This is a genomic window from Paenibacillus sp. FSL H8-0034 (genome assembly GCF_038000305.1).
In the GTDB taxonomy this organism is placed as follows: Bacteria; Bacillota; Bacilli; order Paenibacillales; family NBRC-103111; genus Paenibacillus_S.
In genome coordinates this window covers 7,995,506-8,017,195 of record NZ_JBBOBS010000001.1, presented here as the reverse complement: position 1 = coordinate 8,017,195, position 21,690 = coordinate 7,995,506, and the positions used below count along the sequence as shown (strand labels likewise).

Sequence of the window (21,690 nt, the reverse complement as noted above, 5' to 3'; positions counted from 1 at the left end):
TGCCGAAGCATCTGCTCTTTGTGTGTATCTGGCTCATGAATAACTTAGTCGGAATGGTGATTGGTAGGCATAGCTTCCGGAGAAGTCAGCTTATCGTAGAATTCAACATATTTGTCCTTATCAGAGCTTGAACGTAGAGCCATTCCTGCACGTGGATGCTCGTTCAATACACCAGCGACCATGTAAGGAATAATGTAGCCCCACTCGACTTTTTCGCGCATAGGGATCAAATGTCTTTCGATCAAATCCAATACGGGACGAATTTCGTATCTTGGATTTTTCAAATAGCTTACCAACAATTCAGTTGGGCAGTTACCAGCGGCGCGGCCCATACCGAATACGGAAGTATCCAGAAATTCAACGCCTTTGGAAGCACCAACTAATGTATTGGCGAATGCAAGCTGCATATTGTTGTGCATATGAAGACCGAGCTTTTTATTAGGAAGTAAATTCTGGAACTTGGATACCATATAGTCGACATCACGATTGTCCATGCTGCCATAGGAATCGACTACATAAACGACATCTACAGGGCTTTTAGCGATATCTTCAAAAGCTTCTGTCAATTCATTTTCCATAACGTGAGAAAGAGCCATAATGTTAATGCTCGTCTCGTAGCCGTAGCTATTGAACTTGTTGACCAATTCCAGCGCCTTGTCCACATCTTTGATATAAGTAGCTACCCGGATCATGTCCAGATGGCTTTGCTCACGAGGTAAAATATCATTCTCATCCACACGGCCAATATCGACTAATGCAGACAGTTTTGTATCGGTTTTTGTTTTAATAACTTCCTTAAGGAAATCCTCATTCAAAAAGCGCCAAGGACCAGCATCGGCACCCTTTAACAGCTTAGCCGAATTTTTATAACCAACTTCCATATATTCCACACCGGCTTCGCTTAAGCCAGCATACATGTCCTGAACCATTTTTACGCTAAAATCCCAGTTATTGACGAGTCCCCCGTCACGAATCGTACAGTCCAAAATTTTGTGATTAAGATCTTTTGTCATCCGAATTTGCTCCTTTTCTGTCAGTGCGCCGTTAGTCAGACCGCAGCGGTCTGCTTTATTTTTCTTTAACGCTTTTTGGCTTTTAAGCGGTAAAGTAAATTTCCTATATTTAATATGCCATAGTATAAACAATCTTGTCAATAAAAACAATCCGGCTTCACCGCGAAGCCGGATTGTTCGTTGCATATTTATGAACGAGGATAAGTGCTATGGGGTTTTGATCAGGGTATATTTACCGATCAGAGGCAATGGTTTTATTTGTCCATTAGCGGCATTAATGATACCCAAAATCGTCAATACAAGTGCACCCAGGTTGGCAATAGGCACCAGAATCAAGTTAAGGAACGGAATAGCACCTAATACAAGGTTGCAAGCAATGCAGACCAATAGCAGCAATAAGCCTTGATTCGCATGATACATGGCAAATCGTGATTGCTTGGCAACGAGGAGGGGCAGGAAGAAAATTATGTAGGCAAGAATGCCCATCACTTTGTTCTCAGCGGCATCGGCTGGATCAACAGGAAGCTGTTCAGAAGAACGATTAGGATCTTCAGACGGTGATGACAATAGTTCCACCTCTTTCTTATCAATGTTATATACTGTTTGTTTATGTTTTGTAACCATCGTATGCAATCTTGAAACAGCATATGTTCATTTTATTTGGAATATCTTCTTTTTTCAAGGGAAATAATAGTAGGTATGGCTAATAACGGATTTCCTTAGTTGGAAAAGGGACAAGTGGCTGTTATCAGTCAGATACCATGTTGTTGGTAAGTGAGCTTGGGTGAAAAAGATTTGCCATGGAAAACAAAGTTGTACCTTCCCTATTTTTCGTTGCCAGGGTAACACTGTTTCTCTAGACCCACACGAGAATCGTTTGTTATGATGGACATATAGATAACGAGCATGTTTCATCATGGTCTGGAGGAGTGTCAGAAGTGAACGCATATGATAATCTGAAGCAGGGTGAGAAGGGCGCATGGGTCAGTATCGCTGCGTATATTCTTTTATCCATATTCAAAATCAGTATGGGCTATATGACGGGCTCTGAAGCGTTGACCGCTGATGGTATTAATAATACAACCGATATTATTGTGTCTCTGGCTGTGCTAATCGGTCTGCGTATTTCTCGTAAACCCCCTGATAACGATCATCCATATGGTCATATGAGGGCAGAAACGATTGCTTCGCTGGTGGCTTCCTTTATTATGTTTGCTGCTGGTATTCAGGTTATCATTCAATCTGTGCAAAGCTTGATGTCTGCAGAACGCCAGGCTCCCGATATGCTCGCGGCATGGGTTGCCCTCTTCTCGGCTGTCGTGATGTGGGGCGTATATATGTATAATAGAAAGCTCGCCAAACGTATAAACAATCATTCGTTAATGGCTGCGGCTATGGACAACCGCTCGGATGCTTTTGTCAGTATAGGCGCAACGGTTGGTATCATAGGCTCGAGATTCGGTTATCCGATATTGGATACGATAGCCGCATTTGCCGTAGGACTGATCATATGCAAGACGGCATGGAACATTTTTTCTGAGGCCACACATGCACTGACTGACGGTTTTGATGATAAGCGGTTGAAGGTGTTTCAGGAAACCGTACGTGAAACCCCTGGTGTGAAGAGTATCAAGAATATTCGGGCGAGAGTCCATGGCAGCAGTGTGCTGCTTGACGTGGTGGTAGAGGTAAGTGCAGAACTGAGCGTGGAGCAAAGCCACCATATAAGTGACGAAATCGAACAGCGTATGCATCTGCAGCATAGTATTGATAATGTGCATGTACATGTAGAGCCTTACTCCAACCTAAAGGAAGAGAGCTAGCTCCTGGCGAGGATTCAGGCTCTCGGGATTAAGTGGTACACATGAGCTGGCTTATTCGTGAATACAAAAAGAGCTTTAACAGGATCGAATCAGATCCGGTTGAAGCTCTTTTTTTTATGGAATATACTGCTGCACGATTTTTACGACCTTCCCGTCCTTAACGGTCAAATGGTAGGGATATTCATGAATAACAGCATCCTTGCTAAAAATAGCTTTGAATTTGTTCAAGGTGACCGGTTCATTCCACACAATCTGGGCTTCCTCAGGGTGATCATTCCGATTATATATTTGCATTAAAACTGCAGCATCGCTCTGAATTTCAAAAGTTTGCAGTTTAGTGTTATCATTAACAATATAATAGCCGCTTGGTGCACCCATCTGCCCGAATTCAGGCTCTTTTTGTGCAAAAACAGCATCTGCTTCTTTACCTTCATACCATTCGATATCATCAACAACGATATAGGTCTTTCCATTATCCGTATACATATCCTGAATGTATGCCGGGTGCGTATCGCTGCTTTTGGCTACAGGGGCATAGTCTCCATTGGTTTGTGCAGAAGTAAGGCCTGACATGATTAAAGATAATAAAGAGGTAATCAGAAGCGTTCGCCATATTTTTTTCATTATAATTCCCCTTCACACACTGGATACTTATCATTAACGCGAAATAGGCAATTTGAAACGCGCAAGTCTTAACAAGAGAGGAATCAATGCCATGCTTTTTTATATGATTGCTGCTGTTGTCATGGTGATTGACCAAGGTTCGAAACGTTTGGTTCGCTTGTACATGGAGCTAGGAGAGTCGATACCTGTTCATCGGGTGTTGCAATTCACTTATATTGAAAATGACGGAATGGCTCGTGGTCTATTTCCAGGATATGCACGCCTGTTTGCTCTGGTTGCCGTTTTATTCGTTGCAGGAATTCTGTATTATCGCAAAAAAGGCGAGCTTCGCGGAACACTGATGGACATAGGCACCGGATTTATGGTCGGGGGTGCAGTCGGCAATGCGATCGATCGTATTGTAATGGGTACTGTCACTGATTTTTTGGCATTTGGTTCAGGCCGAGGTGTGATGAATATTGCCGATTTGGCAATCAATATAGGGGTACTCTTTATGATAATAGCGATGATTCAAAATTATGTCTCACAAAAAACCAAGTCTGAGCATGTGAATGAGGGCTAGAAGTGGGATGATGATGGAGTGAAGCAGCCCAATAATGCTGAGAAGCATCAGTGATCGAAGATCGGAAGAATATTGGGCCGCGAAGCTAAATGAATTCACTTTACTCGCTACACCTTTTGCAAGGAAAGTGAAGCATGGGTTCCAGCTGTATGTCCTGTAGCAAAAGCCGCCGAGATGTTGTAACCACCCGTATAGCCATGAATATCAAGAATCTCACCGCAAAAATACAGTCCGCTCATTAATTTTGATTCCATAGTTTTCGGATCTACCTGCTTAAGATTAATACCCCCACCTGTAACAAAGGCTTCTTCAATGGACAGCGTCCCATTTGCCTCAATAGGAAAAGCCTTGATGAACTTGCACAATTCAAGCCATTGCTGCTTGGGGATATTATCATAGGTGATATCTTCCTTTAGCTCCGCTTTGTGTAGCAAGAGCGGTATAAGCCGTTCAGGCAAAGCCGCCTTTAGTACATTTTTGATTGCCTTTTTGGCGTCTGTCCGTGCTAATCCTAACGTATGGTCATTGACCTCCTGCAGACTTTGCTCGGGAAGCAGGTCTATTGTTAATGGTATCGTTGGTGTTCCAAATTGCTTAAGCGCCTTCACAACAAATTGGCTGCATCGCAATACGATAGGACCGGATATGCCAAAATGCGTAAAGATCAGGTCGCCTTCATGCTCGATGAGCTTTTTCCCCTTCGGATTCCATACGGATAGTGTGACGTTACGCAGGGATAGTCCTTGCAGCTCCTTGCTCTTGATAAAAGGCTCCTTGGAGGTGATAGGCACCTCGGTAGGGAAAAGCTCAGATATCGAATGCCCGGCATGCTCGGCCCATGGATAGCCGTCACCGGTTGAGCCTGTTTGCGGCACGGATTTGCCTCCTGTAGCGACAATAACACATGCTGCGTGTATCAGCTCTCCGGATTTCAGTCGTACACCTGCTGTTCGTCCATCCTTGTACAGAACCTCCGCAACAGGAGCATTCGTCTGAATATGGACGCCTTGGCGCTTCACCTGATTGATCAGCGCGTCGACTACATTTTTGGCCTTATCAGTAACAGGAAACATCCTTCCCCTGTCCTCTTCCTTCAGCCTAATGCCAAGCCCCTCAAAAAAAGAGATAATGTCCTTGCTGCCAAAATGGGTAAATGCACTATATAGAAAACGCCCGTTACCGGGAATGTTCTTGATCAGCTCATCAATATCCTTATTATTTGTGACATTACATCGTCCGCCACCAGAAATCCCGAGCTTGCGCCCCAGCTTGTCACCCTTGTCAATCAATAATACCTTCGCACTGCCAGCGCTTGCCGCAATACTTGCCATAAGACCGGCTGAACCGCCGCCGATAACAATTACATCGAACTTCATGAATCCAATCTCCCTTTGGTTAACAACCTACGTTGTTTTTTCCATATTCTTATTACGATAAATGTGATCAAAGCGATCGCAGGCAGCCATAACAGCTGCAATCCATACCGATGCACCAAAATGGCCAGCTGAGGTACATGATCACCGGCAACGTAGCCTAATGAGAAGAATAGCAGTGTCCATATGAATCCGGTTGAGTATGAGATAAGGGCGTAACGTCGAAAGGACATTTTGTTCAAGCCGACAAGATACGGAATGATATGACGAACTACCGGCAGAAAATAGCTAATCGCCAATGCATAGGAACCATAACGGGCTACAAGCCGCTCCGACTTGTCAACATATAACGCAAGCTTTTTCTTACGACGCATTCGGTTCAATGCCGGTGTGCCAATCCATCGTCCTATGACATAACCTAAAGTCAGTCCTGACACAACTCCCAAATACGTAAGTAGAAAGGCAGGAATCGGCAAAAGCATACCGCTTGCGGTCACGGCTCCACCGGTCATGACAATCCCCTCATCCGGAACAGGCATCCCGACAATTCCCAGCCATAAAGCAAAAAATAATGCTGCATACCCATATTGTCCAATCATTGTTATCAGTGTTTCATAAGTCATACTCAAGCTCCATTTCTTCATTAGACTCAAACTTAATATACCAATAAAAACCTCGAACAGCAAAAGTGGTAGAATCCAGACTATGCCACTGCTAAATAAGGAAATTCATAGCATGGGAACCAATAATCGTACAGCCTGCTGCAGTTCGCTTACGTCCATAATAATCGTAGGGGAGGACTGCTATGAAATACCTAATTTGCGTGATCATTACCGCTTTGTGTACGATGATTTGTGTCATAAGCTCGTCATCTCCTGCAGCTGCGACGTCATCAGACAAGATAGCGTACCTAACCTTTGACGATGGACCTTCGAAAAGTACTTCACGCATTTTGGACGTTTTGCAGAAAAATGGGATCAAGGCTACATTTTTTGTTACAGGAAAAACCTCTGAACACAGCAAGCAGATGCTCCATCGAATTGTAGATGAAGGGCATACGCTTGGCAATCACACGTATTCACATGATTATCACCGTATTTATCGTTCGGTAGGAGCCTTTAAGGCTGATGTGGAACGGCTGAATCGATTATTGGAAGAAACGGTTGGGGTCAGGCCGAATATATTACGTTATCCGGGAGGATCTAATAATCACTTAAGCTGGCGATCAGGGGGGCGTCATATCATGAGTGCTATTACCCGCGAGATGTCGGCGCTTGGCTATCAGTATTTTGACTGGAATGTGAGCTCCACTGATGCAGCAGCTGTTATTCAGAGCAAGGAAGCGATTGTCGATTCGGTTAAAAGCAGCAGCAGCGGCAAAAAACAAATTATTGTACTTATGCACGATATGGATGCGAAGACGACAACAGTGGAAGCACTGCCGGAAATTATTTCCTACTTAAAGCAGTCTGGGTATCATTTTGATGTGCTGGGCAAGGATTCTTATACCTTTCAATTTCTAAGACCGGGAAAAAGCTAACCGAAGTTTATGGCGAGTGTACAAAGAACCTTTGCTTTCCAACCTTGCCGATGTATAATGAGAGTTAGAATAGTTTTTATATCATTATGTTAGTAAAGGAGATGAGCTAAGATGTCGATGTCATTTGAATCGTACATGAAAGATATGGTCCAACCGATGAGAGATGATTTAACCCGAGTCGGAATTACTGAGCTGCGTACGCCGGAGGAAGTTGTTGAAAACCTCGCAGACGTGAAAGGTACAGCTCTTCTTGTTATTAATTCGGTATGCGGATGCGCCGCTGGTCAATGCAGACCCGGTGTAGCCAAAGCCCTGCAAAACGAGGTAAAGCCAGACCACTTGTTCACGGTATTTGCCGGTCAGGATAAAGAAGCAACTGCCAAAGCACGTGAGTATTTGGCTCCTTATCCACCATCATCACCATCAATCGCTTTGTTTAAGGATGGACAGCTTGTTCATTTTATTCAACGTCATCAAATTGAGGATCGTTCCGCTGATTTAATCGCTAACGACCTGACAAGCGCTTTTGAAAACTACTGTAAATAGGAAGCTGTTTATTCAATAAACGCTTCCGATATACGAAGACTCCCCCGGCCTCAGGATTCCCTGGGCTGCTGCGGGAGTTTTTTTGTAAAAATGGATGAGGAGAGGTGGAGAGTCATGAATTTGCAGCAGGAAATTATCGCCAAGCTGGGTGTGAAACCGACTATTCAGGTGGCTGAGGAAATTCGCAAACGGGTTGACTTTTTGAAGCTATACATAGAAAATGCCGCTGTCGATGGGCTGTTGATTGCGATTAGCGGAGGTATAGACAGCGCCGTGGCAGCAGGATTGTGCAAGCAGGCCACCGATGAGTTAACGGCGGAAAAGGGCAGAGAGTACAAAACGGTAGGTGTGTTTCAGCCTTACGGTGAGCAGTCGGATATTACAGACAGCTATGCGGTAGCGGAAGCCTTCGGATTAACCTACAAAATCGAGACGAATATCGAGGAAACTGTCAATGAAATCGCGCTTGAAGCCGAATATGGGCTTAAATCGATCGGTATTCATCGTCATATAAGTCGTGCGGGCAAAGGCAACGTAAAGGCAAGAACGCGGATGGTGCTGCAATATGCATTGGCCTTCGATTTAAATTTACTTGTGGTTGGAACCGATCATGCATCCGAGGCGATCACCGGATTTTTCACGAAGTATGGAGACGGGGCTGTTGATATTACACCACTCAGCACGTTAAACAAACGACAGGTACGACAGCTGGCAGCGGCTCTGGGTGTTCCGCAAAGCGTATTGGATAAAGCGCCAACGGCTGGATTGTGGGAAGGGCAGACGGATGAGTCTGAGCTTGGCATCACTTATGAAGACAACAGCGATTATCTGGAGGGCAAAGAGATTTCTCCTGCAGCCAAGGAGAAGCTGGAGAAGCAGTATCTGAAGACCGAGCACAAGCGAGTAACTATTCCGGGGATATAACAGGAGATAAGCTAGCTTAAATGGGCGAAGTTCTCATAGAAAGCATGGAAGAAGGTTAAAGCTTCAATGATTATAGGTATTGGAATCGACTTAGTCGATATCGCCAGAGTGAATAAGATTATGAAGGGCGACGCAGGGGAGCGGTTTGCTGTTCGCGTACTGACACCGGGAGAGCGGGAGCTGGCGGCCAAGCGGCAGGGACGCCTGGCCGAATTTATTGCCGGTCGCTTTGCCGCCAAGGAGGCGGTCAGCAAGGCGCTCGGCTGTGGTATCGGCAAGCAGGTGTCGCTGCAGCATATTGAGGTGCTGCCGGATGACCGCGGCAAGCCAATTTGCACGGTCGATCATGCTGCCTTGCAGCGGCTGGAGCTTGACCCGGCCTGCACGGTCATTCACCTCAGCATCACCCATACCGATTCGACAGCAATGGCATATGTGATGGTGGAGAACAGAGGGGCATAGCAGTTAGCCGTTCGACGAAGCCTGAGTATCCACAGAAGACAGAAGCGCAGGTCGCCTTTTAACGCTTGGTAGCCAGCCAGTCTACCAACGCCTGCGTTTCCTCTGGCTTCAGCTTGGTCCCGAAAGCAGGCATTCCGTTGCCGCCGCCAGTAATCTGCTTGTCAATCTGCTCCTTAGTTAATCGTGAGCCAACCTGCTGCAGATTCGTTTTGGGTCCCACACGTCCTTCAAGTCCACCTCCATGACAGGAAAGGCAATTTTGCTTATATACGGATTGGACTTGCTCAGGCGCACCCACCAACGCATCATTTGAATTGGCATTTTTAGCGGCTCCAAAAGGCTCCTTGCCGCTGTTTTGCGTATTGCTGCCACAGCCTGATATGACGCCAATCGCTACAATAAGAATCGCAATTAGCATATATTGGGTCCGTCTGTTCATTGGATAACCCCCTCCGATTGTTTATTTCCTATGTACAACATCCATCCTAACGCAATCATACTTAGTCCTCCAGCGCCACCAAGCGCCACCGAGGCCAAGCCCAAATAATGAGTTGCAACCACAAGCGTCAGCACAAACTGCCATATGCCTATATAAAGAATAGGTTTTCCAAGCCATACACCGAGCTGAGCGAGAGCAGCAGCCACAATGAAGGATTTTAATAAGGGTATAAAGGACGTATCCGCAGCATGTACATACCCTAGTGTCCAGACCGCAACAATGAGCATAATAACAGCCCATACTGATGGACCTGCCGGTATCGTTAATTTGGACCAGACGCCAAGCCGGACATCCCTCCCTAACACAACAGCACTTGCTGCAAGCGCTATCCACAGTGGAATCGACTGCCAGGCAGCGACATCCAGCCATTGCCCGATAAATTCCAATGTGGACGCCAGCACGGCTTGGATACCCCAGATCATCAACCATACGAGATACGGTCGTGAGCTTTGAATGTTTTGCAATACAGTCTGCTTCGGGTTCATGACTTCAACTGATTTCATCATCTTCACACCTTTTCTAAGCATCAATTGCGATCTGCCGACGTAACAAAACGATGCTTTTTGGCATAGTCACGTGGAGATACGCCCGTTACCTTTTTGAAAATACGACTGAAATAAAACTCATCTGTGTAGCCTACGCTGCTTGCTATCGATTTCAGACGATAGTCAGACAGCATCAGCAGCTCCTTGGCACGGTCAACGCGGAGATGCGTCAAATAATCGATGGGGCTGTAGCCTATATATTTTTTGAATAATCGTGAGTAATGGCTTATACTCAAGCCAGCCATTTGCGCAAGACCTTCTAGAGTCAGAGGCTCCTGGTAGTGGCCTACCATATAATCCTGGGTTAGTTCTATAGCTGCTGTTGTGTTTCCGGCGACCTTTTGTGCGCGGAAATCCTGAATCAACGTCATGAAAAACTCCAGCAGCAATATTTTGCGACGCATGGCGGTCATATGCCCTCTACGTTTCCATAATATGTCCAATTGCTCGAACAAATAAATAAGCTGGGGTGTGTTGTGTACGGTGTACATGCCCTCCAGAGGAAATGGCGATTCTTCAGAGCTTCGGGAAATCCACTGTTCCTTCTCGTCGAAAGTTTCCGTATAATGAAAACGAAAGAAATAGTATTCCAGCGGCTGCTCGGGATCGGTTTGCCGCTCAACCTCCATCCCGGGACTGAAGGAGAAGAACTTGCCAGGGTCCGCAGGGTAATGGGTTCCATTAATTGTAAAGCTGCCTTTTCCTTTAATAATCAGCCAAATCGAATGATGACGGATCGTTCGGGGCAGCTGTCGCCATTCGGGACTGCATTTTTGATGGCCGACAAGCAGCAGTGAAATCACTAGTTTATTCAGTCTGGCGGCAAGTTCACCAGGAGTCAGCATCGGTCCCACTCCTTCACTAAAAGCTGCCATTTATTATACCACAATATGTATCACCAGAAGGAGAACTCATGGACACGACACATAAACAACAATACTTTTCAAATGAACTGCTGGCGTGGTATCTTCGTCACCGCCGCGATTTGCCATGGCGTCGCAGCCGCAATCCCTATTATATCTGGATTTCCGAGGTCATGCTGCAGCAAACGCGGGTGGATACGGTCATTCCGTACTTTCACCGTTTTGTCGAAAGGTTCCCTACAGTAGAAGCATTAGCTGAAGCACCGGAAGAAGACGTACTCAAGCTGTGGGAAGGTCTTGGCTACTATTCACGGGCACGCAATCTGCAAGGGGCGGTAAGGGAGGTTCATGAACGATACGGCGGCATAGTACCCGATAATAAAGAAGAAATTTCCTCACTCCGTGGCGTGGGTCCGTATACGTCAGGGGCCATTTTGAGTATCGCCTATAACAAGCCTGAGCCTGCGGTAGACGGCAATGTGATGCGGGTATTATCGAGGTACTTTTTGATTGAAGAAGATATTATGAAGCCGAGCACAAGAGGAATAATGGAAAAGCTGGCAAAAGCATTAATTCCCGAAGGAGCTGCAGGGGATTTTAATCAGGCTTTGATGGAGCTTGGAGCTATGGTATGTAAGCCGCGGTCCCCGAACTGTCTGACCTGTCCGGTTATGGAGCATTGCTCGGCCCGTGAAGCGGGGATGGAGGAGCAGCTGCCGATTAAGAAAAAGGCCAAGCCCCCACGTCCAGAGCAGCGGGTAGCGGCATTAATTGCAGGCAGCGGTGATCACCAAGGTAAAGTTCTGATTCGTCAGAGACCGCAGGAAGGGTTGTTGGCCCGTATGTGGGAGCTGCCGCATACAGAGGTTCCGTTTACCTATGTGGCCGCCAGTCCGTCCTCGCCGGAACTTATACCAGAATCATTCAAGCTGCTGACGGACCAATTGGCCGAGGAAACGATCGGTATTATTCCGGAAAGATGGTTTATGCACGCTGAGCATACGTTCAGCCATATTCACTGGGATATGGATATTATTGCATGCAGACTGGAGCCTGGTATCATTCCAAGCCCTGCAGGTATGCTGCTGCCTTCTCATTACCAATGGGTGGATAGCGCGACAATGGACAATTTTGCATTCCCGAACGTGTTTCTGAAAATATTGAAAGCATATTTTGCAGCCTGTACCGAGCTGTAAGCTACAGGGGGAGAAGTCTTTTCATGGCTTCCATTTTGTTAATGTATATCATTTTCTTCTCGATGGTAATGATCTGATCCTCCTGCAGCTCCTGCAGCACCTTGGTTACGGATTCTCTGACGGTACCAGCCAGATTGGCAATCTGCTGGTGAGTCAGCTTCATGTTGATCATCAATCTTCCCTGCTTGATGACGCCGTGGTCCTGGGCAAGTCTGGATACAACTTTGATAATGCGCATCCGTACGTCGAGAAAGGTAAGATCATAAATTTGCTCATTCGCTTTACGGAGTCTCTCCATCGTGACCTCAAGAAGTCGCAGACTCAGCTTAGGCGTTTGTTCGAGAAAATGATAAAATTCCGAACGCATCAAGGTGTAGATTTTACAGTTTTCCAGCGTTTCCGCTGTAGCCGAACGGGTCAAGCCCTTTTGAATCAGCGACATCTCTCCGAAAAAATCTCCATCACGAAACAGTGCTAGAATAATTTCCTTGGCATAATCAATCCGGTAAATTTTGACGACACCCGATTGTATAAGAAAAAATTCCTCTCCCAAATCTGCCTCGAAAAATAAAATCGTGCCTTTTTTAAAATCACGTTCAACAAATAAAGGAGAAATAATCTCCAGATCACTTACTGCCAAATCTTGAAACAAGGGTACATTTTGTAACAAAGGAATTAAACTTTTCATGAAAGAATTCATCTCTTTTCCAGTCTTAATGAACGAGTGCATCCTCTCCGATACGATAGATCATGATGTGTAGGTGACGGGATAAATCTATCTCTTCCGGATACCTTAGCTGCTCGCCCTGCTCATTGGTCAAAATTCTTACCACAGGCCGCTGCTTGAACGACGGGTTGATTTTGGATACAATGCCGGTTTGGCCGGTACTTAAGCGAACACTAAGGCCGACTGGATAAATGGCCACCTTATTTCGGAAAAATTCCACCTTACTCTTATCATACAACGTTCCAGCTCCGGTGAAAAGATTTTCTAATGCATGATCTGGCGGCAAGGAAGCTCGATAGGGCCGTGGGTTTGTCATCGCATCATAGGCGTCCAATAAACCTACCCATTGAGCAAAAGGATGTACGCTTGTACCGGAGAGACCTAAGGGGTAGCCGGTGCCATTCACCTTCTCATGATGCTGCAGTGCACAGTGAGCAGAGAGTAGGGGAACACCGGGTATTTCACGCAGAAGCTTGAAGCCATGCTCGGTATGCTTCTTGATTTCTTCAAATTCCAATGGAGACAAGGGTGTTTTTTTGGTCAGCAGGGAATGAGGTACCATGGCATTACCGATATCATGGAACATCGCCCCCATACCGAGAGCTTCCAAGTCAGTCGTGCTATAACCTTCTATCATTCCGATACGAGTTGCGTAAACAGCTACATTGAGTGCATTTTGAAAAAAGTGCTCGACCATGGAAAAAGTGCTGCGATTCATTACCATCAGCATAATTGTGTCGTCTGAAGGGCGAATATGAGATTTCAGATCGTCCTTGAGCAGACCTATACAATGATTCGCAGTTTTGGATATTTGCTGCCGTTCGCTAAGCGTCACCGATTTGGAGGAAAGCAGCATTTGAAAGCTGCGAGTCAACTGGCCGCGAATCACAAGGCGTGTCTCTTCTCTTATGGAATCCTCGATGTAGATGTCATCAGTCCGCTTGTCTTTAATATAGATTTGCTGGAAACCGAATTGGATCAGCTTATTGATCAGAGATTGACTGAGCTCCACGTTATAGCCGATCAAAGTCTGACCTTCTTCAGAGATGATGGGTTTACCTAATCGCATACCGGGCTGAACCATAGAAAGAGGAAGTAATCTCATAGTATCAATCACCTTTGCCTACTAGTAGTTTAGACACTATAACGATGATGAAATACGGGCCACAATGGTTCTCTGGTCATGTGTCTATGTGCTACATTATTCCACAAAGGTTGACATAATTCTGTGTATAATGCTACAAAAGTCAAGTGTTTATCAAATTTTGTCGTATAATGATCAAATCGTCCTATCAAATCATTTGAAAAACCAGCGGAGCTGCATCCATAGATAACGCAAAAAAAACCGGGAATGGAGGGTATCCAGTCCCGGTTTTACCATTGTAAGTCTATTATTTACCAGCAGCTGCTGCGTAACGTTTGCCAACTTCATCCCAGTTAACAACGTTCCAGAAAGCTGAAATATAATCAGGGCGTTTGTTTTGGTATTTCAAGTAATAAGCATGCTCCCATACATCCAGACCCAGAATTGGCGTGTTGCCTTCTGAGATTGGGCTGTCTTGGTTAGGCGTGCTGCTTACAACCAATTTACCTGCAGGAGTTACAGAAAGCCAAGCCCAGCCGCTGCCAAAACGAGTAGCGCCAGCTTTTGCAAGATCTTCTTTGAACTTGTCAAATCCGCCAAGCTCAGCATTGATAGCATCAGCCAATGCGCCGGATGGTGCGCCGCCGCCATTAGGTCCGATAATTTCCCAGAACAAGGAGTGGTTGGCATGTCCGCCACCGTTATTACGAACTGCTGCACGAATGCCTTCTGGAATGCTGTCCAGGTTCGAGATCAATTCTTCAATGGACTTGGATTGAAGATCAGGATGAGCTTCCAAAGCCGCATTCAGGTTAGTTACATATGCGTTGTGGTGACGATCGTGGTGGATCATCATCGTAGTCTCGTCGATGTGTGGTTCCAAAGCGTTGTTTGCATAAGGAAGAGCTGGTAATTGATGTGCCATTCGTAAATACCTCCTAATAGTTATGTAGATTCCAATTCAATCCTATTATCGCCTATATTCCATATAAAAGCAACATGTATGTATATTAAGTATCCACTACGCTGCTCAATCGGATTCAGACTCTAACTCTTATTATTACAAAAGACCTATAAACTTATCCATCCACAGGACCAAGGAATTATCCAAAATATAGAAAATATGAGTACTAATACTCTTGAAAACGCTTAATAAACAGCGCTTTCCAGAGAATATAAATCATTTGTAAAGTTTTTTTAGTATTTTCAAATAAATAAGAAGGAATTTAGCTCTATTTGTCGTATTTTATACCAGATAGAAATAAACAAAACCATGCTGTGGGGAGAGTTCCGTTGATGCTTGTTCGTCCCTTTCAATTGTCCGACTATGTTTCTGTTACTGATTTATTCAAGCGCGTATTAAGCGAGGCCTGTTATGATGAAACAATGGAAGCTTTTGCAAGGCAGCTTTCTTGGGATAGCGAGCTTGTATTAGTAGCTGCCGAGAATGAACAAATTGTAGGTGTAATCGTAGGTACGATCGACAATCACAACGGCTATTATTATCGTATCGCTGTAAGTCCGGAATTTCAGCGACGCGGTTTTGGTAAGGCATTGATCGAATCGATGAGACAACGTTTTGTACAGCGTAAGGTACGCAAGATCATGATCACAGTAGATGTTCATAACGAGATGGTTTTACCGGTGTATGAATCCGTCGGCTACCAGGACACCGATTTCTCACGTTCCTCACACCGCTTGAGCATCGTAAACGGATAGGCTCCGTTTTCTTACACAATACGGAGTGTTTATAACGGGCACGGTCTGTTCGCTAACAACGGAGGCTGTGTTTTTTTGTGTTGGCACAACTGTTTTCCATGAACCAGATGTGTTATCATTTACGCAGGAACGTACGATGTATAACCGAAGTAAAGTCAGAACCAACCGATATAGAATGAGGCGATAGAGAAGGATGGACTCCCATCATTCTCCTTGGGGAAAGCCTGCTGAAGTCTTCGTTGGTCTTATGTTACATATAGAAGGGTATGGACCTCATGGCGACTTTTTCCACGCATATCATCAAAAGCTTTAAGCATGACGGACACTTGCACCGGATGTGGGTTGAGAACGCTTTGGTCCCGGAATCGCTGCATCATGAATCACACAAAGCGGAATCCATGATGATCCTTATCAATAGTCAAACGAAAATTATCGAGGCGGACGGGAAAGAGTGGGTTAGCCGAATTCCAGGTGTCTCTTTTTTTATTCCCAAGCAGTGGTTTAATGTAGTCGCTCTTTTGGAGGAATCAGGTGTGCGATATTACTGTAATGTTGCTTCACCTCCCTACTTGAGCGGGAACGTCATTACTTATATCGATTACGACCTGGATGTGATCCGAATGCCAGGCGGTGCTGTACATGTTGTCGATCAGGATGAATATGAGCAGCACAAGCTGATGTATCATTACTCTGCCATTGTAGAAGGGAAAGTAAAGCAGGGGCTGAATGATTTATTAAGCCGCATTCAGCTTGATCAAGCGCCTTTTTGCGATGAGTTGGTGCATTATTATTACCGAGAGTGGGAAAAGTGGAAAGGTTAAGTAAGGAACGGAGGCATAAAATGGGCTTCTTTACTACCAAAAAATCGGAAGAACGACTATCAACAGACATGTTGGCAGCAGATCATTCAGCCGGGCTTTTGACAGAGGTCTGGAGTTGGACCAAATCCATTCTCATTGCCTTATTCATTGTGGCGATGGTCCATCAATACGGCTTTCACCTTTCAACTGTAAAAGGAGCTTCCATGCAGCCTACTCTTGAAGAAAACGAGTGGTTATTTATTAATAAAACCGTTCAATTCATAGGGAGTCCCAGTCGTGGCGATGTTGTGGTCGTCAAGGAGCCGGAGGCCAGTGAGCCACAGCCTATTTTTCTGGTGAAACGGGTTGTTGCCGTAGCTGGAGATGAAGTCTGGATTCAGCAGGGGAAGCTGTATGTCAACGGATTGTTTGCGATGGAGAGCTATACGGATTCGCCTATTGAAGACGGGAGCCTGGAGCCTTATACGATACCACAGGGATCTTTGTTTGTGATGGGCGATAATCGCCACCGTCTCGCCAGCTATGATAGCAGGAGCTTTGGAGCTGTGACTCTGGATAAGATAGAAGGGCGGGCGGAGTTCATTGTGTGGCCGCTGTCCAAAATCAGGATTCTTTAATTCTCAATCGAGGTGATGCAGAACATGACGGAAGCTGTGGACCCAAGTAACCGCATAGACTGGCATCGATTGAAGCAAGACATGCGTGAGGCAGCATCAGAGCTTGGTATTGATAAAATAGGGATTTCCAGCGCTGAGCCCTTTGTGGAATTAAAATCGATTCTGCTGCAGCATCGTGCCAAGGGCTATGAATCCGGCTTTGAGGAGCCGGATCTTGATAAACGGACCGAACCGGCGCTCAGCTTGGCGGAACCCAGATCGATCATTTCGATCGCTGTTGCTTATCCATCCAAGCTAGCTAATGCACCGCGCTCGGAGCCTGGGGCTTATCGGGGTATCTTCTCACGCTCGGCCTGGGGTTTGGACTACCATCAGGTGCTGCGCAACCGGCTGCAGCGTCTGGAGGCCTGGATTCGTGAGCGCGTTCCTGATGCCCGGATGGTAAATATGGTGGATACAGGTGCTTTGGTAGATCGAGCGGTTGCGGAGAGAGCCGGAATTGGCTTTACTGGAAAGAACTGTTCGATAATCACACCTGAATTCGGGTCGTGGGTATATTTAGGGGAAGTGATTACGAATCTGCCATTGCCCTCTGATGTGCCGGTTACTGAAAGCTGCGGTGATTGTACGCTCTGTATAGATGCGTGCCCTACAGGCGCATTGGTGGGCCCTGGACAGCTGAACGCGCCCCGCTGTATTTCGTATGTGACTCAAACCAAGGGGCATGTAGAAGATGATGAAATGAAGGAAAAGATCGGAAATCGTCTATACGGCTGCGATACGTGCCAGATTGTATGCCCGAAGAACAAGGGAAAGAACTGGACGCATCATCCCGAGCTCCAGCCGGATGCGGAACAGGTCAAACCGCTGCTGCTCCCGCTACTCAAGATGAGCAACCGTGAATTTAAAGAGCGTTTTGGTACAAGCTCCGCTGCGTGGCGCGGCAGGAAGCCCATTCAACGCAATGCGATTTATGCATTAGGACATTTTAAGGATCAATCCGCCGTTCCTGTTCTTCATGATCTGCTACTCACAGATGAGAGGCCGGAAATCCGCGCCTCTGCCGCGTGGGCATTAGGTAGAATCGGGGGCAGGCAGGCCGAAGCGGCCATAGAAGAAGCAGTTGGTAAAGAACAGCACCAAACGGTTCTTATGGAGCTGGATAAAGCCTCAACGTCCTTTAAGCACTGATACAATTGATTTCTTTATCAGACTGTGGATGTGGCACAGGCAGAATAGGCTCTGTCAAATTAAATATGGACGTGATACACACGATTTCAGCTGCTATTGTTAGCAGTTGACACGTTCGGAACGGAGACCCGATGAGATACGTACACATTGATAATGTAGAGCCAGGGGAGCATTTGGGTAGAACGATTTTTTCCGGTAATGGTGCTGTATTACTATCGGTTGGGGTGCAGCTTACGGTTTATATGATCAATACGCTGAACCGCATAGGCGTTACGATGATTTACATTAAAGATCCGCTGTTTGAGGATATCGATATTATAGATATTGTGTCCGAGGAGACGAAGCGCGCGGTCATGCAGCGGATGGGACAAACGTTTGACTCCATCCGTTCAGGTAAAGATTTTAATACGCGTAATATTAACGTAAGTATTGATAGTTTGCTCGATGAGATTATGAAGAACAAAGATGTGCTGGTCCAACTGTCAGATATCCGGACCAAAGACAATGAAATGTATGTGCACGCGCTTAATGTGAGCATGATGTCTGCACTGATCGGAATACAAATGGAAATGCCTATGAATCAGCTGCGGGAGCTTGTTATTGGGGCGATGCTGCATGATATCGGTAAGGTCGAATTGATTACGGACGATACATCCGACGATTTAAAGAAGCATCATACCTGGCGCGGGTTTGAGCTGTTAAAGAACAAACGTGAGCTAAGCCTGCTTATTGCCCACGTCGCTTTTCAGCATCATGAGAAGATGAACGGCAGCGGTCTGCCAAGAGAGATGCAGGGAGATCAAATTCACCTGTATGCACGTATTGTAGCCGTTGCCAACACCTATGATAATTTGCTGTTTGATTTGTCGCTTGGTCGGCGCATGATGCCGCATGAAGCTTGTGAGCACATGATGGTATTGGCAGGCGAAGAGCTGGACAGAGAGATTGTGATTCAGTTCTTGCGTACGATCTCAGTTTATCCTACAGGTACTTCGGTAAGGTTATCTTCCAAAGAAACGGGCGTAGTGGTTGGACAGCACAGAGGACTTCCCGGACGTCCTGTCGTCAGAGTTGTTAAATCCGAATCAGGGACGGACTTGGAGGTCGTAGAAGTCGATCTGGCCAAGCATACAACCGTGTTCATTGATAGCGTATTGCAGTGAGAACGGAGCAGCACTTTGCGGTAAAAGTGAGTTGTACCTAACCCTCTTATTTGTTAAGATACAATAATGATCAATAGTAGTGAGGTGAATAAGCAACGATGTGGAACTACATTATTCCAATACTAACTTTGCTTGTCGGTGCAGTCGGCGGATTTTTCGCAGGCGTGTATTATTTGCGCAGACAGCTTGAAAAGATGCAGAGCAATCCGGAGATGCTGCAGGAAATGGCCAAAAAAATGGGTTATAATTTGGACAAGAAGCAGCTCGGCAAAGCACAGCAAATGATGAAGAACAATCGGAAATTTCGTCCTTAAGTAGAGAGAGGTGGAACCGAAGTCATGCCAGCTAAAGATTATAAGAATACGAGTGTAATAAACAACCGTGCATTAATAGAAGGGCATGTCCGCGAGATTTTGCGGTTGGTTGGTGAAGACATTGATCGGGAGGGCTTGTTGGAAACGCCAGCAAGAGTAACCCGGATGTATGAAGAAATATTCGCAGGCTATGAGGCAGACTATAAGGATATATTAGGTGTAACCTTTGATGAGAAGCATGAAGAGCTTGTGATTATCAAAGATATCGTGTATTACAGCCAGTGTGAGCATCATATGGCACCTTTTTTCGGTAAGATCCATATCGGATACGTGCCAAGCGGTAAAATCGCCGGCCTTAGTAAATTTGCCCGGTTGGTTGACGCGGTAACTCGCAAATTGCAGGTACAGGAGCGGATTACATCGGATTTGGCCAATATTCTTGAGGAAGAATTGACGCCTCATGGCTGCATGGTTGTTGTCGAAGGGGAACACCTATGCATGTGCTCCAGAGGCGTGAAGAAAACGGGCAGTCAGACGGTAACCTCAGCTGTGCGCGGCACCTTCCGTACCAATGCGGCCCTCCGCTCTGAATTTTTGTCCCTACTCAAGCACTAACAACAACTAAACAGGCTAACGTCCCCCAGCTAAGGAAGGATGCTAGCCTGTTTTTTTATAATATCAGAATGGATAAGTTTTCAGCAGAGCTGAATATTCTGATATTGCAAGAAAAGCTACATTTAAAACACGGATGTATCTTCCTCGAATAGTCTTCGATCAGAAGCTTTTCTTATGTCCATACCCTTGAATCTCCGATCAAGCCAGACTTTGATTCAGCTGCTTGTTGTCTTATATCCCGCTGCTAGCTGAGAGAGCTGGCTTGGTATTCATACCCTTAAGAAATCCCATCGTCAATGATAAATAGGTTTTCTTTTGTGCTTTAAATATAAGCTCGTGCGTGTCATTGGGCGTAAGCCACAGCTGTGAGCTGGAGCCAGCAGATTGATTACGGAAAATCTCCTGAACCATTTCATAAGGAGCACGTTGGTCCTGTTTGCCGTGAATGAACAAGATTGGCATCGAGTACTGCGCTTCTTTCACTTGGTCATACGGAATTTGATTCAGACTAACACCGTTAATAAGCGGGAAAAATAAATGTACGAGCGCCAGTGAAGGGAACTTGGGCAGATTGGCTATTTGCTTCATGTTGTGATACATCGTTTCCGGCTCCAGAATGAAGGTGCTGTCGAGAATCATCCCATCGATATCTTTAGTCTGAAGTGCAGCTTGCAGAGCCGTACCTGCCCCCATGGAGAAGCCCCATATATATACGGATTCCGCTCCCTTATCTTTGGCATATTTGACGGCACCAAGCAGCTCCTGTGATTCACGAAGTCCACCAGTTGCACTGATTTCAGGTTGTACATATCCATAGTCGAACATCAGTACGTTGTAATTTTGCTTATGAAGCTCTTGAGCCAAGCTGTACAAAGGTACCCAAATTTCCTCTCTGTTGCCGCCATAGCCGTGTGAGAATATAACGGTTTTACCGATACTCGGTGAGGACGCTGCAGGGATATACCAGCCAGATAAGATCGAACTATCGTTCAAGCTTGGAAACGTAATGTCTTCGTACGCCACTCCAAACGACAGGCTTGGATTGGACCGCAGCGGATCGATATGAGGTCTTGCCAAGGACCAGGCAATATAGGCATGGAACGCCATCACAAGGCTGAATAGAAGGAGTAGTAGCGAAATGAGTGCAATAAGAACCTGTTTAACTCTACGCTTGACTTGAAGTGGTCGATTGAGAGCGGTTTCTAATTGTGCAGCAGTTAATTGAACGGATGGCAAGGGGTTGGTTTCCATCGAAATCCCTCCTGGTTGACTAAAATAACATGGTGTTGAAAATGCACAACGGACGGCTATTTACTAAGAAAATAGGATCCCGATGATACGTTATAAAAAACATTCGTAGGTTGTAGTTGATTCAGCTTCTTATTTATAATAGTAAGACCGGAATCGCGTATCGTCAATCAACGGGGAGAAATGTAAACATGTTGTAATATACATGTAATAGTAGACCC

The 21,690-nt window shown here is 45.7% G+C and carries 26 protein-coding genes; 14 read left to right on the top strand and 12 right to left on the bottom strand.

Translation table 11 applies throughout. The features are described from left to right. Positions 1-44: 44 nt before the first annotated feature. Positions 45-1,013, bottom strand: coding sequence for an aldolase catalytic domain-containing protein (locus tag NST47_RS35810; RefSeq protein ID WP_341159822.1), 969 nt, complete (start codon positions 1,011-1,013; stop codon positions 45-47). 207 nt (positions 1,014-1,220) lie between these two features. Next, positions 1,221-1,499, bottom strand: a complete 279-nt coding sequence (locus NST47_RS35805) for a hypothetical protein (protein ID WP_341159821.1) — start codon at positions 1,497-1,499, stop codon at positions 1,221-1,223. A gap of 452 nt (positions 1,500-1,951) precedes the next feature. Here NST47_RS35805 and NST47_RS35800 point away from each other — a divergent pair, with 452 nt between their 5' ends. After that, complete coding sequence (locus tag NST47_RS35800) at positions 1,952-2,836, top strand: cation diffusion facilitator family transporter (protein ID WP_341159359.1); 885 nt, start codon at positions 1,952-1,954, stop codon at positions 2,834-2,836. 114 nt (positions 2,837-2,950) lie between these two features. On the opposite strand, the gene NST47_RS35795 is transcribed toward NST47_RS35800, so the two are convergent. Next, positions 2,951-3,460 carry a hypothetical protein gene (locus tag NST47_RS35795; RefSeq protein WP_341159358.1) on the bottom strand — a complete coding sequence of 170 codons (510 nt, stop codon included), beginning with the start codon at positions 3,458-3,460 and terminating at the stop codon, positions 2,951-2,953. A 91-nt stretch (positions 3,461-3,551) separates the two neighbouring features. On the opposite strand from NST47_RS35795, the gene lspA reads away from it, so the two are divergent. Continuing rightward, on the top strand, positions 3,552-4,022 hold the full coding sequence (gene lspA / locus NST47_RS35790; protein ID WP_341159357.1) for a signal peptidase II: 471 nt from the start codon (positions 3,552-3,554) through the stop codon (positions 4,020-4,022). A gap of 107 nt (positions 4,023-4,129) precedes the next feature. Here lspA and NST47_RS35785 read toward each other — a convergent pair whose 3' ends face one another. Both NST47_RS35785 and NST47_RS35780 read right to left on the bottom strand, forming a co-directional pair. Then, complete coding sequence (locus NST47_RS35785; protein WP_341159356.1) at positions 4,130-5,398, bottom strand: BaiN/RdsA family NAD(P)/FAD-dependent oxidoreductase; 1,269 nt, start codon at positions 5,396-5,398, stop codon at positions 4,130-4,132. Next, the gene (locus tag NST47_RS35780; RefSeq protein ID WP_341159355.1) at positions 5,395-6,018 is read right to left on the bottom strand and encodes a DedA family protein; all 624 of its coding nucleotides are present in this window, start codon (positions 6,016-6,018) and stop codon (positions 5,395-5,397) included. The genes NST47_RS35785 and NST47_RS35780 overlap by 4 nt, the downstream gene beginning before the upstream one ends. A gap of 182 nt (positions 6,019-6,200) precedes the next feature. On the opposite strand from NST47_RS35780, the gene NST47_RS35775 reads away from it, so the two are divergent. From NST47_RS35775 to acpS, 4 genes are all read left to right on the top strand, one after another. Beyond that, the gene (locus NST47_RS35775) at positions 6,201-6,935 is read left to right on the top strand and encodes a polysaccharide deacetylase family protein (RefSeq protein WP_341159354.1); all 735 of its coding nucleotides are present in this window, start codon (positions 6,201-6,203) and stop codon (positions 6,933-6,935) included. A 111-nt stretch (positions 6,936-7,046) separates the two neighbouring features. Next, positions 7,047-7,481, top strand: coding sequence for a BrxA/BrxB family bacilliredoxin (locus tag NST47_RS35770; protein ID WP_341159353.1), 435 nt, complete (start codon positions 7,047-7,049; stop codon positions 7,479-7,481). A gap of 114 nt (positions 7,482-7,595) precedes the next feature. After that, on the top strand, positions 7,596-8,405 hold the full coding sequence (gene nadE / locus NST47_RS35765; protein ID WP_341159352.1) for an ammonia-dependent NAD(+) synthetase: 810 nt from the start codon (positions 7,596-7,598) through the stop codon (positions 8,403-8,405). Positions 8,406-8,471: 66 nt separating this feature from the next. After that, on the top strand, positions 8,472-8,867 hold the full coding sequence (acpS, locus tag NST47_RS35760; RefSeq protein ID WP_341159351.1) for a holo-ACP synthase: 396 nt from the start codon (positions 8,472-8,474) through the stop codon (positions 8,865-8,867). Between the two features lie 58 nt (positions 8,868-8,925). On the opposite strand, the gene NST47_RS35755 is transcribed toward acpS, so the two are convergent. The 3 genes from NST47_RS35755 to NST47_RS35745 are packed head-to-tail and all read right to left on the bottom strand — an operon-like array spanning position 8,926 to position 10,786. Next, the gene (locus tag NST47_RS35755; protein ID WP_341159350.1) at positions 8,926-9,306 is read right to left on the bottom strand and encodes a c-type cytochrome; all 381 of its coding nucleotides are present in this window, start codon (positions 9,304-9,306) and stop codon (positions 8,926-8,928) included. Further along, positions 9,303-9,869: a hypothetical protein gene (locus tag NST47_RS35750; RefSeq protein WP_341159349.1), complete on the bottom strand. Its 567-nt coding sequence runs from the start codon at positions 9,867-9,869 to the stop codon at positions 9,303-9,305. The genes NST47_RS35755 and NST47_RS35750 overlap by 4 nt, the downstream gene beginning before the upstream one ends. 23 nt (positions 9,870-9,892) lie before the next feature. Then, complete coding sequence (locus NST47_RS35745; RefSeq protein ID WP_256711275.1) at positions 9,893-10,786, bottom strand: AraC family transcriptional regulator; 894 nt, start codon at positions 10,784-10,786, stop codon at positions 9,893-9,895. Positions 10,787-10,824: 38 nt separating this feature from the next. Between NST47_RS35745 and mutY the strand changes: the two genes are divergently transcribed. Next, positions 10,825-11,970, top strand: a complete 1,146-nt coding sequence (gene mutY / locus NST47_RS35740; protein ID WP_341159348.1) for an A/G-specific adenine glycosylase — start codon at positions 10,825-10,827, stop codon at positions 11,968-11,970. Between the two features lies 1 nt (position 11,971). On the opposite strand, the gene NST47_RS35735 is transcribed toward mutY, so the two are convergent. The 3 genes from NST47_RS35735 to NST47_RS35725 form a co-directional block, all read right to left on the bottom strand. Beyond that, positions 11,972-12,658: a Crp/Fnr family transcriptional regulator gene (locus NST47_RS35735; protein ID WP_341159347.1), complete on the bottom strand. Its 687-nt coding sequence runs from the start codon at positions 12,656-12,658 to the stop codon at positions 11,972-11,974. 25 nt (positions 12,659-12,683) lie between these two features. Next, complete coding sequence (locus NST47_RS35730) at positions 12,684-13,802, bottom strand: HD-GYP domain-containing protein (RefSeq protein WP_341159346.1); 1,119 nt, start codon at positions 13,800-13,802, stop codon at positions 12,684-12,686. Between the two features lie 286 nt (positions 13,803-14,088). Then, entirely contained in the window at positions 14,089-14,706 is a 618-nt protein-coding gene (locus NST47_RS35725) for a superoxide dismutase (RefSeq protein WP_341159345.1), read from the bottom strand. Positions 14,707-15,077: 371 nt separating this feature from the next. Here NST47_RS35725 and NST47_RS35720 point away from each other — a divergent pair, with 371 nt between their 5' ends. The 7 genes from NST47_RS35720 (at position 15,078) to folE (ending at position 20,221) form a co-directional block, all read left to right on the top strand. Then, the gene (locus tag NST47_RS35720) at positions 15,078-15,500 is read left to right on the top strand and encodes a GNAT family N-acetyltransferase (protein WP_341159344.1); all 423 of its coding nucleotides are present in this window, start codon (positions 15,078-15,080) and stop codon (positions 15,498-15,500) included. Positions 15,501-15,775: 275 nt separating this feature from the next. Further along, positions 15,776-16,321, top strand: coding sequence for a DUF402 domain-containing protein (locus NST47_RS35715; RefSeq protein WP_341159343.1), 546 nt, complete (start codon positions 15,776-15,778; stop codon positions 16,319-16,321). 20 nt (positions 16,322-16,341) lie between these two features. Continuing rightward, positions 16,342-16,938 carry a signal peptidase I gene (gene lepB, locus NST47_RS35710; RefSeq protein WP_341159342.1) on the top strand — a complete coding sequence of 199 codons (597 nt, stop codon included), beginning with the start codon at positions 16,342-16,344 and terminating at the stop codon, positions 16,936-16,938. Positions 16,939-16,962: 24 nt separating this feature from the next. Then, complete coding sequence (gene queG / locus NST47_RS35705) at positions 16,963-18,129, top strand: tRNA epoxyqueuosine(34) reductase QueG (RefSeq protein ID WP_341159341.1); 1,167 nt, start codon at positions 16,963-16,965, stop codon at positions 18,127-18,129. A 131-nt stretch (positions 18,130-18,260) separates the two neighbouring features. Beyond that, positions 18,261-19,292: an HD-GYP domain-containing protein gene (locus tag NST47_RS35700; protein WP_341159340.1), complete on the top strand. Its 1,032-nt coding sequence runs from the start codon at positions 18,261-18,263 to the stop codon at positions 19,290-19,292. A gap of 98 nt (positions 19,293-19,390) precedes the next feature. Next, complete coding sequence (locus tag NST47_RS35695) at positions 19,391-19,606, top strand: YneF family protein (RefSeq protein WP_240417922.1); 216 nt, start codon at positions 19,391-19,393, stop codon at positions 19,604-19,606. A gap of 24 nt (positions 19,607-19,630) precedes the next feature. Continuing rightward, positions 19,631-20,221, top strand: coding sequence for a GTP cyclohydrolase I FolE (folE, locus tag NST47_RS35690; protein ID WP_076230314.1), 591 nt, complete (start codon positions 19,631-19,633; stop codon positions 20,219-20,221). Positions 20,222-20,452: 231 nt separating this feature from the next. On the opposite strand, the gene NST47_RS35685 is transcribed toward folE, so the two are convergent. Then, positions 20,453-21,472: an alpha/beta hydrolase gene (locus NST47_RS35685; protein ID WP_341159339.1), complete on the bottom strand. Its 1,020-nt coding sequence runs from the start codon at positions 21,470-21,472 to the stop codon at positions 20,453-20,455. Positions 21,473-21,690: the final 218 nt, after the last annotated feature.